This is a genomic window from Coriobacteriia bacterium (assembly GCA_031292615.1).
GTDB lineage: Bacteria > Actinomycetota > Coriobacteriia > Anaerosomatales > JAAXUF01 > JARLGT01.
The window spans coordinates 1-16,023 of sequence record JARLGT010000105.1 but is presented as its reverse complement, the minus strand read 5'-3'; the positions used below and the strand labels follow the sequence as shown (position 1 = coordinate 16,023).

Below are 16,023 nucleotides of genomic sequence, written 5' to 3'. Positions count from 1 at the left end.
TAGCGGCCGGAAGTGACGCGAAGTGTGACATCGGCTGGGGACCTGGGTGCCAGAAACTAGCGACTAGGTGCTCAGGAGCCCAGAAACTAGGGCCTTGGTGCCCGGAAACTCAGGATCTCGGAGGGGTTGGGAGTTGGGGGGGGGTCACACCGCCCTGAATATCACTGGCAGTGTGAACAGCCGTTCTCGCATGTCGTGGGAGTCAGCGTTCTCGCATTCGATGAAACCTACGTGGGTCAAGAAGGCGATGAATTGCCCGAAACTCCGCTCATTCACGCCCTTTCCCTCTGCAACCAAGCCGCGCATCTCCGAATAGGACATCGTTGCGCGATCACCCCTGCCCTCAAGTATTCGCACCAGCCACTTGTTCCATTCCACGTTGACGCTGGTGATTGATGCGGTGACCTCGCGTTGCAATTCCTTGTATGCGCTTCGGATGCATTGTTGACGAACCAACGGGTATTCGTCTGCTCCGTTGAGTAGTACGCGTTTGTCCGGATTGCCTTCGTAATAGTCTTGGACCTTGTCCAGCAACAATCTCATGTACCACATGACCATCCTCGGCGTGGTCTTGCAGCTCCCGAGACTAAAATGGGTTGAGAAGTACTTGCTGGCGTCCATCAGATCGTTTTTTCCGCTAGCGTCCAGGTGCGAGATCTTCCTTGGGAACAGAGTCGTGATGACCGCTCGCGACATCTGGTCAGTCAGATTCGTGGTGCGCTCCACAGGTTCTGCAGCATCCGATGGGCCTCTTCTTGTGATCTTCTCTTCGACGACGCGCAACCACGGGCCTGGCACCCACATGGTCAAAAGGCCATGAAGGCTCCGCGCGCGACCTGCCGGGTTCGGCGGCGGCTCCCCGAACAAGGACCGGTTGAGATCATCGAAGTAGAGCTCTCCCTCGTCCGTGACGAAGCCGAAGGAATCCACTTCGAACAGTCGGCGATAGTTGTGAAGGATGCGCCTCGCTATGAACTCTCGAATATGCTCATCATCCCACGTCAGCTCTGTCGTTCGATTGAGGACCTTGTCCTTGCCACCGCTCGGCAGCATCAGACGTTCAAATAGGTCCTTTCGGAGAAAGATCTTCAGTTTGATTGAGTCGAAACGCTGGTAGTCCATCTCGCAGTCGAGCAGTCCTTCAAGCATGGTTCTCTGTGCGTCGTAGTTCTTGTCGGACGTGAAGTCATCGAGCCGGTCTATCAGGATGTAGAGACAGACTCCTTGGCTGCGAAGGAAATCATTGATAGCACGCTTGTACTTGTCTGCATTCAGCGAGTACTCCTCGGTACTCCGAGCCTTCTGGTGCGGAGGCTTCCCACTGGCAACCCCGACTCCCATTTTCGGCGTGATTGTCCCTGTTGCCCCGAGTTCCACTTCCACATCAATGTCGTACTTGGCGTTCTCCAGAATGTCGGTGAAGTCGGGTTTGTCGATTCCGCCGAGGAGAATCTTGGTGGCTTTTGCCGCTTGAGCCAGATCTGGCGGCAGGCTTGAGCCCAGTTGCTCATTCAGGAAGTCAAGCATCCGAAAGAGCAGAAAGGTCTCCCAAACGACTCGATGACGGAAGCCCTGGCTCTTAGAGTAGGGCTTGACCTGAGCGAGGACACTCTCGCGAATGGACTGGTACTGAAACCTCTCATCAATGGGGAGAACCAGGGTGCCGCGGTCAGTGATCAGACGAAGGCGTCCTCTATCGATCATGTTGAAGACGGCACTCTTGCCGACGCCCTTCTCGCCGAGAATGATGGTGTACTCATCGCTGAGAATCCGCCTGATGGGCGCGACTTCGCAGAAACACGGCTCCAGCAGCTCGTCGGTACTGGCGTCCGCCGACCCGAACGACATTTCGCCGAGACGCTTAACGGGGAATTCCTCCGGCAGGCCCAGGAGCATGAGTCCACCCACCTCTCTAGATAGCCAGTTTCAAACAGGTCCGAGGGGTTGGGGGGCTACTTCTTGCCCTTCCGCCGCTTGGCTTGCCGCGCCCTCTTTCGCACGTGCTTTGGGTCGGCGGCATTGTGCTTTGCGGCGATATTCTGCGCGTTAATCGCCTTCACCTTCTCGCGCCATTGCTCGTCGTTGTCGCGAATACGCTTCTCGGCATCCAATTTAGCTTCTGTTGCGCTCGCAGACGCTGCGTCTGCGTTGTACTTCGCGATCCGGGCGACTCGCCATCCCATCTGCGATGAGAAGAATGGCTTCAGTAGGTCATCGGTGGCCTCGAAGTCTGCCTCAAGTTCCTCCGCGCCCACCGTGCTGGCGGCGCTGACGTACTTGTCCTTTTCTTCTTCGAACTGAAGGCGTGATTGGCTAATGGCTGGCCCGAAGAACCGCAGGTAGCTCGCACGATCAATGAACGACACCCCGGCGTAGTAGTAGTCATTAAGCATGCACTGCTGGAGAAGTGCGGCGTCTATTGGAGCTCCCGGCAGCGACGTGACCAGACGATAGACCGCCTCGGGCGTCCACGAGATCAGCGTGTCGATGTCGCGCCTGGCTTTGTCCAAGACTCGGCTGTGTGAGATGAAGTAGGACTTCTTGGGCGGACCGATCTTCATCCCAGGAACAGGAATGTCGCCCTCAAGCACCAACCTTGAGTACTCAAGAACTTCCGCTTCAGCAATGACTTGGAATTCGTTCTTCCACGTGCCCCGAGACTGGCGATACGCAGCGATCTTGCCTTGCAGCTCACTTAGGTCGCCAAGGTCGTATTCATAGAGGACGTTCAGGCCAAACCGCCCAAGGCTCTCAGCGAGTCCTGACTTGCTGCAGCCGACTGGGCAAACCTTGTTGACGTAGTCGTCGAAAGAGCCCACGTCGCCGCGCGCCGAGAGACGAATGTAACCGTCCAAGAAGAGGTTCTGCCTAAAGCCATCCTTGTCCAAAGCAGCGGTCATGAACTCTATAGAGTCGACGCCATGCCTTTCCACGAAGCTCATTGCCCACTCGAGATGCCGCCACACTTCGCCCATCAGCCGCGAAGTGGCATTGATCGTCACATCTCGAGCCCTGAATCGGCTAAACAGATCAAGCGCAAACTCATGGTCGAGTGTCCCGAGCGCGCAAAGTGGTAGCAGAACGCTTGAGTCACAAATCCAGAAGGTGTCGTCAAACAGCCCACGTCGAATCTCTGCACATTCGGGATCAAGCCCCAGTAGATGCTCCAAGAAGTAGCCTTGGGACAGTGCCGCCAAATACTCTTGTTGTTCGGCGGTAGGTGTCACGAGAAGATCACGCCCCGCTTCTAGGAATGCGGCACGTACGGCGCGATCTTCCAGCACGCCGGAGGCTCTGTTGACCGCCCGGAACACCTCAGGCATGTCCTCTGCGGCGAGCGATTGCCCCGCTATCACTCGATTGGTGATTGCCATAGCGCGACGCTGGAAGACTTCTGCGACTGCCTCCCTGATGATGGCACGTGCGCTATTTGCCAGTTCGGTCGTGACTTCCGCGGCCCCGAGCGACTCGGCGGCCTCCTTGAACGTCAGTGCGAACTGTCCCAAAGCTTGGTCCTCAACCTGTCGTCGCACGGCGCGTACCTGTGCGACGCGCGACAAGCCGGACTCGGAAATCCAGTAGCGCGAATCGTATTGCTTCACGAGGGAACGAGAATCAAGCTCATTCAAGGCTGCCTCAACTGCGTCACGGTTGCCCGCGCTAGCTGCTATCGCGGTTACCGCGGGCAGCGCTGCGATCTCATCAATCGAGATACCAGGGAGCTTTCGATGTTCCTCAAGCGCAGAAAGAACCACTGGCGAGAGGGCCGCATCGAGGATGTGCGCATCGTCTGCGCTGGGTGCCAGCTTGCGGTACAAGAAGAGACCAGTTGCCCTGCCGATCTCCTCGTCGCCGACAGGTCGGTGCGTGGGCACACGGTCCGGTACCTCCGGCGCGACCCACAGGTCGATTTGCGACATCAGGCGGATGAGGCCCCTGTGGCGTTCCCCTTCTGCATTGTGATATGTGGTGGCGATGATGTTGTACTTCTCGAAGTACTCGTCGATCTCTCCGTTCGTGGCGTTCGCAACGATCATGAACACGGGATGCTCGGCGCTCGCCGATTCCTTCGCCAGTTCAAGGACCAGCCCAATGTCGGGGTCTTCGAGGCTGTGCCCGATGATCAAGACGTCGAACGTCTGGAATACCTGCTGAAGCCGATCTCTGTAGTACTGGTGGCCGGTTAGCCTGAGACCACGGTAGTCCTCGCTAGTGACTACCACGTCTTCTGGTTCCGTGAAGTCAGAGTGGATCTTGTAGACGGTCCCCGTAACACCCTCACGAATGGTCGCCAAGTCGTCGCGTGAATTGCGGAGAACAGTGAAGTACTTCCCTGCGGCCCCCAGTCTTTCCGAGAGCTCGTCGTCGTAGTTGGTCGTCAGGTAGCAGGCGAATGGCCACCTCACCAGGTAGTCGTACAGGTGGTGGGAACCCTTCCGCCGCGGTACCGTCAGCGATTCCATCAGGCGGAGCAGCTCAGCCCGATCACCGAGGTCGCGCTCCGCCAATCGGAACAGTTCTGGAAGCTTGTTCTGACCTAGGAACTTGGCGTAGGAGGCTTCGTCAATTCCCACGTCGGCCGAATGCAGCCCCTCGACGACCCCGGCAGCCAATTCGCTCCACGACGGAAAGCCGAGTTCGTTCGACGGTCCTGACCCGACCAGAGCGAAACACCGTCCGGTGTTGATTGCCCGAATCAGCCGATAGTCGATGCCCATGCTGGCCTCTCCGTTTCCCCTGCTTCTACTCCCGACGCGATCGCCATTCAAGCCCGGCACGGGTCGCTGACGTGTTGCCGTCCACGAGAAACCCGCTCCCCGATTGATGCAGCTTCTTCGGCGTGGACCCCCCGCTGCCCGCGCTGTGCCCTCCGTGACAAGCACGGGGGGCCGGTGCATCGGCAAGCTGCGCGGGCTGGATGCGTCGTACGGAGCGGAACGCTTCCCGAGGCATCGCAGCCGCTACGGGTCAAGCATAGCAGTCGGGACCGACATTTCAGTTCTAGGCAAACGAGTTGAACGCGGCCCAATGGCGGGCGTGAGGAACCCGTTCGCCTCGGCGAATGAGCGAACAGTATCGGAGCGACAGCCCCGTGGCTTTGGAGAGCTCCCGCAGTGAGCAATCAGCCAGTTTCGGCAAGATGCCCAAGGTGAACTCCTCGGGGTCGGCCAGATCATGCGTCCGGTCCCAGTCAATTTCGGCGATTCTTCGCATCCTCGCAGTGGCGCTGCGCTTCTGACTCGGGGCTCCGCCGTGCGCGGGATCGCGTCCTTCTTCTCTCATGCGTTGCAGGGCCTGGGGCCCGAGTAAGACAAGTGCCGCCCCCTGCTCGGCAATGCGCTTCGCGTCGCACGCGTCGCAGTGACGTCGGTCTGCGTTCGGCACGGTCTCGCCGCATGCCTCGCACACACCACGGAGCTTGCCGCCTGTCGGCTTTGCGACGCGCACACGAGGAAGTCCTTGAGACGCGCGGCGTCGCGATTGTGTAAGCGGGGTGGCAAGCGCGGGCCCATCCTGCCGGACCGAATCGGCGAGCATTTGCGCAACCCGCTCCGCAATCGGCGCCACGGCTAGTTGCCAAACCCGGGCTGTCTCAGATAGCTCGTGCGTCAGCGGTGCGAGCACGCGGCAAACGCCCTTGCGATCCTCGTAGAAGTCCTTTGGCGAGAACGTATGAGATGACAGAAGCTTCAGGACGTAGGCATCCACCTTGGGGCGGATGGCTTCCATCACGTCGCACGCAAGCGAATCGCGGCTAGCCGTGTCCAGGTGAAAGAACCCAAGACCCGGGTCAAGCCCTACCGCTGCGCAGGCAATGGAGGTTTCTGCCTCCAAGATCGCGTAGAGGTAGTTCAGAAGAGCGTTAGTAGGGTTGGCGGCACGCCTCGGTGATCCGGAGAACGGCGAGCTGCGCTGCCCGAATGTGAGCCAATGCTCAGGGAGATATGAGAGGAGGCGCTTCGGAAAGCGAACCACTAGTGCGCTCCAAGCGCCCCAGTAGGCGGTGGCGCCATCCGACTCGGCTCGCAGGAGCTCGTCGAGCGTGCCTGCCTCCCGAGCCGACCGCACAGCCACGCCAATCCGATCGGATGCCTCGCCTGATTCAGGCAAGGTCAACACAACATCGAATTGTCCAGCAAGCTTCGCTACAAGAAGCTCGCGAGACACTTCGAGTCCGGTCGCGGAGTAGGGCGCAATCGCTTGAGCTCGCCTGAGGCGCGCATCATCGCGGCCCCGACGAGAAGATGCGAAGAGAACGGTTGCATCCCGATCGATCTGAATGAGCGACGCGCCCCCGTCGTGAAGCCAACGGATCGCCTCGAGGCTGATCGCCCCCGTGTGACCGACGATGACGAGGCGTCGCAGGTTGCCGGTGGCTTTGGAGAATCTGCCTTCGCGACGTGTCGTTCCGATGCCATCGCTCAAGGCCAGTTGGCCTCGTCGAACCGAGACCGATATCCCGTAGCCATCGAGCACGATGACGCCCGCCCGGCTTTCAATCCGCGCTGGTGCGCTAGTATCGAGCCGCATTCGGAAGCCCACCTTCCGTTGCCGTGCCCCCGGGCTGTGTCCGCAGTCGCGGGGGCGATCTCTACTGACTTGGTGGCCGTGTCGCCGCCCCGTCGGCCTCCTGGTTCGTCGTGACCACCTGTCGGTCAGCGTTCAGCCCGACCGCGGTAAGCAGATCCAAACACGCCCGGCTCGCGACTTCATCCAGAGCCGGTGCTGCGAATCGACCCCGCGAGCGAAAGTCGGCAGCGAGGCCCGGCTGCTCCTTTGCGTAGGCCGCGTGGCTGTAGAGGTAGAGCATTCGCGCATCCCGAAGCTCGGCCTCGGAGATTGTGCCGCTGCGAGCGCGAGCACGGGCTTCGAAGCGAGCAGCCAGCAGGGCGGCGACGCCTTCGGGCGTGACATTGGCGCCGGAAGGCCCGGGAGCTCGTCCAGTTGCCTCGGGATCGATGACCGCGCGCAGCAGCGATTCAACGCGCAAGCGGTCGAATCGACCATCTCCGTTCATCGCGGCGGCAAGCGCCAAACGCAGGGCCTCTTTGGCTCCGTCGGTTGCGGCCGGGTCGATGAACGGTGCGATCGACCCAAGCGCGGCCCCCTTGGCATTCGACCACTCAGCCTTGGCGTACCGGTCGGACCAAGTCCTTAGGGCGCGTACGATCTGACGCACCGGAACGTAACTGTCTCCCCCGTTCAACCAGATGAACACGGGAACGTTGGCCAGCGTGCCGACCTGGTTGATTCCGTGCTGACGTTGCCGCAGCAGGGAGAGGAAGAGGTCGAGCTGGTGCTCGGAACGCGTTCTGACAATGCCGCGCGCTCGCCCGCGCCCGGACTTCTCCGCCACGTCGAGCAGGCCGAGCTCTGCCCAGTCGGAAATGAGGCGCTCAGAAGCCTTGAAGCCATGCTTCTCGGCCTCCGCAACCATTTGCGCGGGCGTGTAGCCGCCTGATCTCCCCAGTGTCTCTCCAGCCATAGATACATCTTACACCAAAAGAGTTGAGCATGGGACCCTTCTTGGGGGCTTCTCATGGCTAATGCGTTGGACTACAAGGTAGTTGCAACGCACACCAACCAGTCGCATGGAGGTGCCGAAATGGGCACGTCGAGTTCGGATCGCAATCAACCATTCCGGCCCAAGAGCGGGCCGCTTGCGGGGCGTGTCTTCCCCTCATATGACGCCTATCGCCGGGCAGTTGTGGCGAATGCGTTTGACGTGATGAAGCTGAAGCTCGAACGGGACAGACAGGCCGCCCTGCGCGCGCTTTCGATTGCTCGTGCCGAACATCTCTCTCCGTCCGAGGCAGCTCGCCAGGTCGGGACCACTCGCGAGACAGTGCTGAGACACACGGCCTCCGCCTGGGTCAAGGCGCCGTCCGGGCGCTACCAAGCGACCAAGAGCGACAGGCTCTCAGTGCCAATGAGAATCCTCACTCGGGACGGCATGCAGCTCGTCCGCACAACGAGTTCGCGGCAGCGCTCGCTCGTCGGTTCGTACTGGGACGCGGTGCGCCGCTACACCCATCCTCCAAGTGACGCCTCAGCGCTTGCGAAGCTCGAGGGTGTCTCCGCGGGCGGCTACTACTTCGAAACCGATCCCTTGGCCATTGATGAGTGGGCAAATCGCGGAGAGTTGGATTTCGATGATATCTACGCCCTTGGCGAGGACTAGGGGAGCCGATGGATTACCTCCAACGCAAGCTTGCCGATGAGCGGCGGCGCCAAGGACACCTGCGACGTCTCGGCGCGCCGGGCCCAGTCTGCCCCAATTGCGGAGAGGACCGGCCCGCCGCTCTCATCGGTGTCGCCCCGGACATCATCTGCTACCGCTGTCGGCGCGCGGAGACAGGAATGACCCCAACCGAAGAGCACCACGTGGCAGGACGCCATAACGACGAAAGGACGATGACGGTGGACGCCAACGATCACAGAGAACTGAGCGACATGCAGCGCGAATGGCCCGACGAGACCCTGCGAAACCCTGATAGCAGTCCGATGCTGACAATCGCGGCAATCATTCGGGGCTTCGTGGACCTGGTGAAGCAGGGTCTCATCTTCCTCGAGCCGCTACCGGCTCAGCTGGAAGCAAGGGACCGGGAGTTTCGCGCCACGATCGGTCCGCGCTACTGGGTTCCGTGCGGAGAAGAGGACGGCGCCGATGAAGAAGACTAGCTCTTCCGCGCTGGACGTCCCCGTACCCGAGCCGCTCGATATCGCGGTCCGCGCGTTCGCAGTCGCAGGGAGGAAGTCGCCCGATACAACCGGCTGGCAGCGCTTGCCGCACTCAGGTTTCGCGCTCGTGTTCGACACCGAGACTTCGACCGATGAGGCGCAGAGCCTACGGTTCGGAACGTACCTCGTGCTCGAAACAGATGAGATTCAGGAGCACGGCGTCTTCTACGATCCTGATGCTCTTGCGCCCGATGAACTGCGACTTCTCCGGGCGTGGGCTAAGAGGCACGGCTACAAGGTTCGCACCCGCAACGGATTCATCAACCGCGTGTTCTTCCCTGTGGTGGATGATGCCGCGGGGCTCTGCGTCGGCTTCAACCTCCCGTTCGATTTCCCCCGCGTTGCGCTTCGGTCCCTGAGCAGCAAACGTCGCATGCGCGGCGGATTCACTCACGTTCTGACGGAGAACCCAGTGAGGCCACGAGTGCGGGTGAAGCGCATCAACCGTCGCGCCTCGCTGATCGATCTCGCGTCAGGACATGGCCGGAGCGCTGAACATCGCAACTGGAACAAGGGTGGAAGCGTCGCGCGCCATCGCGGTCACTTCGTCGACGTCCGAACTATTGCGTCGGCGATGACGGGTGAATCGCACTCCCTCGAGACGCTCTCCCGCCTGCTCGGCGTAGCCCACACCAAGCATGCCAGCGGTGGCCACGGCAAGACGCTGACCGAGGACTACCTCGACTACGCGATGACTGACGTCTTGGCCACGTGGGAGTGCTTCGTCACTCTGCGCGATCGTTACTTCGACTTCAATCTGAGCAGAACGCCCATCACCGCAATCTACAGCTCGGCAAGCGTCGCCAAGGGCTACTTCAAGGAGATGGGAATCCGTACCTGGGCAGAGCGGGCCTCCGACCTGCCGCCCGGGGTCACTTCCGCCCTTATGGAGGCGTACTACGGTGGCCGGTGCGAAACCAAGATCAGGAAGCAAGTCACTCAGGTATTCTGCTGCGACTTCCTGTCAGCCTACCCGACCGGTTTCTCGCTCATCGGTCTTTGGGACTTCGTCATATGCGAGAGCGTCAAAGTCGAAGACGCGACCGAGGCGACACAGCGACTACTCGATCACGTGACTCCCGAAAGCCTCAGAGATCCCGATTTGTGGGGAGATCTGACGACGCTCGTCGAGATCGAACCCGACTGCGACATACTGCCAGTGCGCTGCAAGTTCACCAAGCGGGGCGCCTCGTCTGTGTCGACGAGCTACGTGTCCAGTGCGCATCGGCACGTCTACACGATCGCGCACTGCCTTGGGAGTACTCTTCTCACCGGCCATGCGCCCAAAGTGCATCGAGCCTGGCGCTTCCGGCCTCAAGGAATCCAAACGGGCCTCTCTCAGGTCCGGCTTCCGGGATCGGATGGCCTCTTCGATCCGCGCGCAGGTAGTTTCGTCCGCGCGCTCACCGAACGTCGGTGCCGACTCAAGATCCGACGCGATGCCGCGCGCAATGCAGGCGACTTCGCGCTTGCGGCCCGGCTTGACGCTGACCAGCTGGCTTCAAAGATCATCGCCAATTCTGCCGCGTACGGAATCGGTCTGGAATTGAATGTGGAACGCTTCGTCAAGGGACGAGTCGTCACCGCGTTCGACGTTGACGGGAACTCGTACGACCAACATGTGAGATTGGTTGAGAAGCCCGGCCACTACTTCAATCCGCTCGTCGCCACGTTCGTCGCAGCGAGTGCCCACCTCATGCTTGCGCTTGCCGAGTGCCTCGCGACACGCGAAGGGCTGTCATGGGTCTTCTGCGACACGGATTCCATGGCGCTTGCCAAGCCGGAGGGGATGAACGAAGAGGAGTTCGTCGAGAGGGCGCTGCGCGTCTCAAGCTGGTTCGATCCATTAAACCCCTACGAAGGCGGCGGTCCGCTCTTCGAGCCCGAATCGGTGAACTACCGCATAGGACATCCGAAGGAAGAACGCCGTATCGAACCGCTCTACTGCTTCGCGATCTCGTCGAAGCGCTACGCCCTCTTCAACATCGATGAGGACGGGCGCCCGATCCTGCGCCGTGCGTCGGCGCATCGCCTAGGTCACCTCGTCCCGCCATACAGGGACGGTCAGTCGCCTCCCGACATTCCAGACCCCTCAGTGCCTCTCCAAGAGGTCGGAACCAAGCGGTGGCAGTACGACCTGTGGTTCCGGATCATCGAAGCAGCCCTTGCGGGCATCGAGCTCAAAGTCTCGGATCTTCCCGGATTCGACGCACCGGCACTGAGTCGCTTCGCCGTCAGCTCGCCAGCACAACTGTCGTGGTTCAAGGGAGCGAACAGCTCCAAGCCCCTCCGAGAGCGGGTCGCGCCTCAAAGCTTCATGGTCTGTGCTCAGCTTGACCCTTTCGGACTTCCCCTCGGCGAGGACGCGAAGCATTTCACTCTGGTAGCTCCGTACGTGGCGGACGCCTCGAAATGGCGAGAACTCGAGTTCGTGGAGATTCACACTGGCATGCACTATCCCGTCACTGTGGGTGAGATCATCGAAGGTGCGGTGACCCTCAAAGCGTACGCGGACATCGCGTGGGAATACGTCGCCCATCCCGAGACGAAGATGGCAGACAGTGAGGGCAGGTCGGGCCTGCAGCAGGGCAATGAGATGCTCCATCGTCGCCATGTCGAAGTGCAGTCAATCGAGTACATAGGGAAGGAGTCCAACCTACTCGACGAGGCGAACGCGGGGTTGGTTCGCGATCCGGTGCAGGTCAGAAATCGATACGAGCCGAGGAACGATGACCTGTTTCTCACTCACTACGTTCCCGCGATGAGATTCATTGCGCCACGCCAGATACGTGAGGCCGCTGGCGTGTCTGCGTCGACCACGAACCGGCTGATCGCCGGTAGCGCGCCGAGACATGAAACCAAGCAGCGGGTGATGCAAGCCGTTGACGCGATTGTCCGGGATGCGTTGATGGGGCCGCCTTCTAGCGTGGGTCCCACGAGACTGAAGCGGCTCGAGGAGTTCATAGCGGTCTTTGAACATGCCTCAAGAATGGCCAAGAGCTGTCCCACATGCGGTGCGGCACTCAGCGCAACGCGCGCCCTCTATTGCGGTCCGAAATGTCGCCAGCAAGCTCATCGAAGGCGTCTCGCCCCTTAGTGCCAGGGACGCGAATTCGGTCATGTTCGGCTCCGCAGCATCCCACTCGCCGCAGTGGAAACTCGTGAAGTTGCGTTCAAGAGATATATTGGCGAGAACGGGGACGACTACGGGACTCGGAGGACGAGATTGGCTCGAAGCATCTGCAGCGTGCATGGCTGTGGCAGACCCGTCAACGCACGCGGTTTGTGTGGGAAGCACTACGGCCAAGCGCAGCGGAACGGCGAATTCGGAACACCGTGCTCGGTTGATGGCTGCACCAAACCGGTCGTCGGTCGCTCGCTTTGTTCCACGCACTATGCGGCCGCTCGTGCTCGCGGAGAGTTCCACAAGGCACAGTGCAGCGCTCTTGGTTGTGGTCGCCCGAAGCATGCGCGAGGGTTGTGCCGCGAACACTACGCCGAGGCCCTAGCCGCTGGAGCCTTCGGTGGCGTCCCTTGTCTTGCCGACGGATGCGAACGCCGAGCCGAGAAGCTGGGCTACTGTTCGCAGCACTACGTGGAGCTGAAACGTGCCGGCAAGCTGGGAGCAAAGCGGTGTGTTGTCGATGGATGCACGCGCTACGCTGTCCAGAATGACAAGTGCCCGGCACACCTGCACCGATCTCGGAAATATGGACTGTCAGACGAAGAAATGGCGCGGTTGGACGCGGGTGTGCCGTGCGACATCTGTGGAGCACCTGCAACTGATGTCGACCATTCTCATTCAACGGGCTTGGTGCGAGGGTATCTATGCAGTCCGTGCAATCTCACACTTGGCAAGATGAAGGACAGCCCAGCCTTGCTCCGTCGTGCGGCGGACTATCTGGAGCGCGTGCGGACGAACGCATCGGTCAGGGGCCCTGCGGTCGAGAACGAGTCCGAAACTCCGCGTGCGTGATCTCGGGACGTTTGCGAGTGGGTCGCTCTTGGTAATGGCGAGAAGCGAGGGGTGCAAGTGGCTAATACTGGGGAAGTGGTTTGGGGCTGGCAGCACGACTTTCGAATTGGCGTGAAGGTACTTGCAGACCTACTCATGGAGCGGCTCGACGCGAGGCTGCAGCCGTACGTGTTTCTTCTAGCACTCGGACGTTCCGCTGACGGCCAAGAGACGATCGTCGTCGACCCCGACGACTGCTGGTACACCTGGGACCAGTTCGCGGGCTTCTACGAGCGCGCTGAGGTCATTCGTGAATCTGACCCAGCGAACCAGACACTCCACTCTCACCCACTGGAACAACAGCGCCATGCGGAAAGCATCAGGGCCGACTCCGTGCGGTCTGCCGCACTTGAGATTCTGGGGGCTCTCAGCTCTCCAGACCGCACATCCTTTGCTTCCGCTCCAGTCAAAGTTCGGGGATTCGATGTACTAGTTGTTCTTCAATTGGACCGTGCAGTCGTAGAGAGCTATTACTCGCTACAGAACAGCCAATTTGACGACTACTGGCGCGTGGCAGTCTCGCTCATTGATAGCGCGGTCGCTGAATATTTTGCGGCGTGTCAAGTTGGGTTGCACACCGACCGGGAAGGCTACGGCCCATTCGAGGTATCCGCCTCGCCTGACGCTCTCCTTCGGGCGGCCGGCCACAGACTGATGCTCACGCCCGGATGGCAGCTGGGCCTAGCCCAAAGGCTATTCAACGATTGCACTAGCCTCGCGGGACAGAGACTTGAAGGAGAGGCCAGTACGGGGCGAATGATCTTGGCGCGCCAAGGCCGCGATGATTTGGAAGAGGTAGTTCGGTTTGAGAGGCCGGTGCGTATGTCCGTGACGAGGGCGGCGCGCAAGGCGCTTGAGATGACAGACGACTCGACACTCGTTCAGTGCGAAGGTGACGTCATCACTCGGCTTGTTCACGTTGCGCCCGGCTTCGATTGGGGCGCCGAGGACGCGTTCATCGTTGAGTACACCGGTCATCAGGCTTGGCAGCTCACTCACGACTCCAACGTGCTCATGCGTGTTGTGTCCGGCCTCCCCTCACTGCCCCGGCCGAGAGTTGACCGAGCAAGGTTCGCAGACGTGGCACGACGAGTCCTGGGTTCCACCGAGCCTCAGGTTGAGGCCATGTGGGTTGTCGTCAGTGCCGCTATCGAACAACGCCATGGAACGATGGTGGTCTTTGCCAACGACGCTGAAAGCGAGGCATCCCGACTTGCGGGTCAAGCGCTGCCCGTACAACCCACGCCCCTATCGCCTGAGACGGTTCGATTGGTGACCGGGATCGACGGCGCCGTGCTCTGCGATGGCAACGCGGAGTGTCATGCCGTTGGAGTGATTCTCGATGGGTTGGCGACTGAGGCTTGTACGCCTGCCCGCGGTGCAAGGTTCAATTCGGCCGCTAGGTACTGTTTGCCTACTGGCTGTCGCGTGGCCGTCGTTGTTTCGGAAGACGGTGATGTGGACGTGCTGCCCGCACTTCTTCCGCAGATGCGTGTTGCGCTGATTCATTCGATCGTCGGGGATCTCAGAATCGCGGTCAACGCCGAACCACTCGACGTGCGAGCTATGAACCGAGCGTTGTCTTGGCTTGACGAGAGGCGACCGTACATCGAGTCGCCAGAGGCAGCAGAGATCAACTCACTTCTCGAGCTGGCTAATTCGAGACAGGACCCGTACGCGATTAGTTGGGTGCGGAGTCCCTTCACGGGGGCAAGCGACCTGCGGGGGGACTTGCTCCTCCGATGAGCCTCGGTGCGGCTGCTCGCGCATTAGGAGGGGAGTTGGACAATGGATTTGTCGCCGGAACGCCTCAGGGACCTCGTGGTTCATGTGCGCGAGGACTTGGATATCGAGGTAAAGGGCTGGCTTGATCTATCTGATGGAGTCGCGAGAGCCGACTTGGCTCAGGCTCTTCTGGCTCTCGCAAACCACGGAGGCGGCTACGTCGTCATCGGCTTTGATGAGGCTGATGGGGGCTATGTGCCTGGGGCTGGCCGCAGGCCGCAAAACGAGTACTCGCAGGACATCGTGAACAATGTCGTCGAGCGATATGCATCGCCCAAGTTTCACTGTGACGTTCGTCTCGTGACTGATGATTCTGGCAATGCGTATCCCGTGGTGGTGGTTCACGGAGGGCATGCCGTTCCAGTCCGCGCGGCACGTGGGGGGCCGAACAACCAGCACGTCCAACAGAACGTCTACTACATACGGCGACACGGACCACGGAGCGAATCGCCACAGACTCCGGAGGAGTGGGATGGGCTGATTAGACGCTGCGTGCTGAACGCGCGCGAGGACATGCTGGCCAGCATACGTGCCGTGCTCTTGGGAAGCCCTCTACCTGTGGAAGGCCCATTACCGGCATCAATCCTCGACGAGTGGACCCACACAAGCATGCAGACTTGGAAGGACACTCTCGACCGAGGCGGCTTTCCCGACGAGCACCCGGCAAGGTTTCCTCTAGGCTCCTACTGCCTAGCCTATCAACTTGTCGGAGAACCCGCGCCGGTCGACATCCGCGGACTTCGCAGCGCTCTCGAGATGGCACAGGGGCACGAAACCGGTTGGCCAGAATGGATGATGCAGTCTTTCGGGGTACTGCCGCCGAGCCCGATCGGCACAAACTCTATTGCGTGTTGTCTGGCATCTCTGGAACAGGAAGACCCGAGCGACTGCGACTTCTGGCAGGTAGCGACCGACGGCCGGGCTTTCTTGCTCCGCGGCTACCAGGAGGACCGCGGCGTACCGAACGCGCCCCCTGGAACTGGATTCGATGTCATCATTCCAGTGTGGCGTGTCGGCGAAGCCCTACTGCACTCGGCGCGGTTGGCGGCGCAGCTCATCGAGGGCCCTGCCCAAGTCAGGTTTCGCGCAACTTGGACGGGTCTGTCCGACCGCCGACTGATTAGCGTAGGGCGTTCCTTCTTCGCGAGGGGAACTGCCCACGTGCCAATCGTTCGTTCGGAGGTCGAATACCCAGTCGAAGCAGTGCGAGACACCCTACCGGAACTGGTGGGCCGGTTGATTGCGCCACTTCACGCCGCGTTCGATTTCTACGAGCTCTCGCCGATGACGATCCAAGGTGAAATCGACTCGCTCAGGCGGCGCTAGTTCAGGGGTTCTCGCCCCCCAACTCCCAACCCCTCCGAGATCCTGAGTTTCCGGGCACCAAGGCCCTAGTTTCTGGGCTCCTGAGCACCTAGTCGCTAGTTTCTGGCACCCAGGTCCCCAGCCGATGTCACACTTCGCGTCACTTCCGGCCGCTA

General features: G+C 60.6%; 10 protein-coding genes. 6 read left to right on the top strand and 4 right to left on the bottom strand.

Annotated elements, in window-relative coordinates; all coding sequences use genetic code 11:
* Window positions 1-144 precede the first annotated feature (144 nt).
* The 4 genes from P4L93_09610 to P4L93_09595 all read right to left on the bottom strand — a co-directional run bounded on the left by P4L93_09610 (window position 145) and on the right by P4L93_09595 (window position 7,486).
* Window positions 145-1,896 (bottom strand): hypothetical protein, encoded by a 1,752-nt coding sequence (locus P4L93_09610; protein MDR3687197.1) that lies wholly within the window; start codon window positions 1,894-1,896, stop codon window positions 145-147.
* A 56-nt stretch (window positions 1,897-1,952) separates the two neighbouring features.
* Window positions 1,953-4,718 carry an SIR2 family protein gene (locus P4L93_09605; protein MDR3687196.1) on the bottom strand — a complete coding sequence of 922 codons (2,766 nt, stop codon included), beginning with the start codon at window positions 4,716-4,718 and terminating at the stop codon, window positions 1,953-1,955.
* Window positions 4,719-5,001: 283 nt separating this feature from the next.
* Window positions 5,002-6,531 carry a CRISPR-associated endonuclease Cas1 gene (cas1, locus tag P4L93_09600; protein ID MDR3687195.1) on the bottom strand — a complete coding sequence of 510 codons (1,530 nt, stop codon included), beginning with the start codon at window positions 6,529-6,531 and terminating at the stop codon, window positions 5,002-5,004.
* 61 nt (window positions 6,532-6,592) lie between these two features.
* Window positions 6,593-7,486: a hypothetical protein gene (locus P4L93_09595; protein ID MDR3687194.1), complete on the bottom strand. Its 894-nt coding sequence runs from the start codon at window positions 7,484-7,486 to the stop codon at window positions 6,593-6,595.
* Between the two features lie 54 nt (window positions 7,487-7,540).
* Here P4L93_09595 and P4L93_09590 point away from each other — a divergent pair, with 54 nt between their 5' ends.
* From P4L93_09590 to P4L93_09565, 6 genes are all read left to right on the top strand, one after another.
* On the top strand, window positions 7,541-8,182 hold the full coding sequence (locus tag P4L93_09590; GenBank protein MDR3687193.1) for a hypothetical protein: 642 nt from the start codon (window positions 7,541-7,543) through the stop codon (window positions 8,180-8,182).
* Between the two features lie 179 nt (window positions 8,183-8,361).
* Window positions 8,362-8,682 (top strand): hypothetical protein, encoded by a 321-nt coding sequence (locus P4L93_09585; protein ID MDR3687192.1) that lies wholly within the window; start codon window positions 8,362-8,364, stop codon window positions 8,680-8,682.
* On the top strand, window positions 8,669-11,839 hold the full coding sequence (locus P4L93_09580) for a DNA polymerase (protein MDR3687191.1): 3,171 nt from the start codon (window positions 8,669-8,671) through the stop codon (window positions 11,837-11,839). Before P4L93_09585 ends, P4L93_09580 begins: the two co-directional genes overlap by 14 nt.
* Before the next feature lie 498 nt (window positions 11,840-12,337).
* Window positions 12,338-12,718, top strand: coding sequence for an endonuclease domain-containing protein (locus P4L93_09575; GenBank protein ID MDR3687190.1), 381 nt, complete (start codon window positions 12,338-12,340; stop codon window positions 12,716-12,718).
* A gap of 57 nt (window positions 12,719-12,775) precedes the next feature.
* The gene (locus P4L93_09570) at window positions 12,776-14,503 is read left to right on the top strand and encodes a diadenylate cyclase (GenBank protein ID MDR3687189.1); all 1,728 of its coding nucleotides are present in this window, start codon (window positions 12,776-12,778) and stop codon (window positions 14,501-14,503) included.
* Window positions 14,504-14,545: 42 nt separating this feature from the next.
* Window positions 14,546-15,868 (top strand): putative DNA binding domain-containing protein, encoded by a 1,323-nt coding sequence (locus P4L93_09565; GenBank protein MDR3687188.1) that lies wholly within the window; start codon window positions 14,546-14,548, stop codon window positions 15,866-15,868.
* Window positions 15,869-16,023 lie beyond the last annotated feature (155 nt).

Coding starts and splice junctions, on each gene's coding strand:
- P4L93_09610 (MDR3687197.1), bottom strand. CDS start 1,896: ATGCTCCTGGGCCTGCCGGAGGAATTCCCCGTTAAGCGTCTCGGCGAA.
- P4L93_09605 (MDR3687196.1), bottom strand. CDS start 4,718: ATGGGCATCGACTATCGGCTGATTCGGGCAATCAACACCGGACGGTGT.
- cas1 (MDR3687195.1), bottom strand. CDS start 6,531: ATGCGGCTCGATACTAGCGCACCAGCGCGGATTGAAAGCCGGGCGGGC.
- P4L93_09595 (MDR3687194.1), bottom strand. CDS start 7,486: ATGGCTGGAGAGACACTGGGGAGATCAGGCGGCTACACGCCCGCGCAA.
- P4L93_09590 (MDR3687193.1), top strand. CDS start 7,541: ATGGCTAATGCGTTGGACTACAAGGTAGTTGCAACGCACACCAACCAG.
- P4L93_09585 (MDR3687192.1), top strand. CDS start 8,362: ATGACCCCAACCGAAGAGCACCACGTGGCAGGACGCCATAACGACGAA.
- P4L93_09580 (MDR3687191.1), top strand. CDS start 8,669: ATGAAGAAGACTAGCTCTTCCGCGCTGGACGTCCCCGTACCCGAGCCG.
- P4L93_09565 (MDR3687188.1), top strand. CDS start 14,546: ATGGATTTGTCGCCGGAACGCCTCAGGGACCTCGTGGTTCATGTGCGC.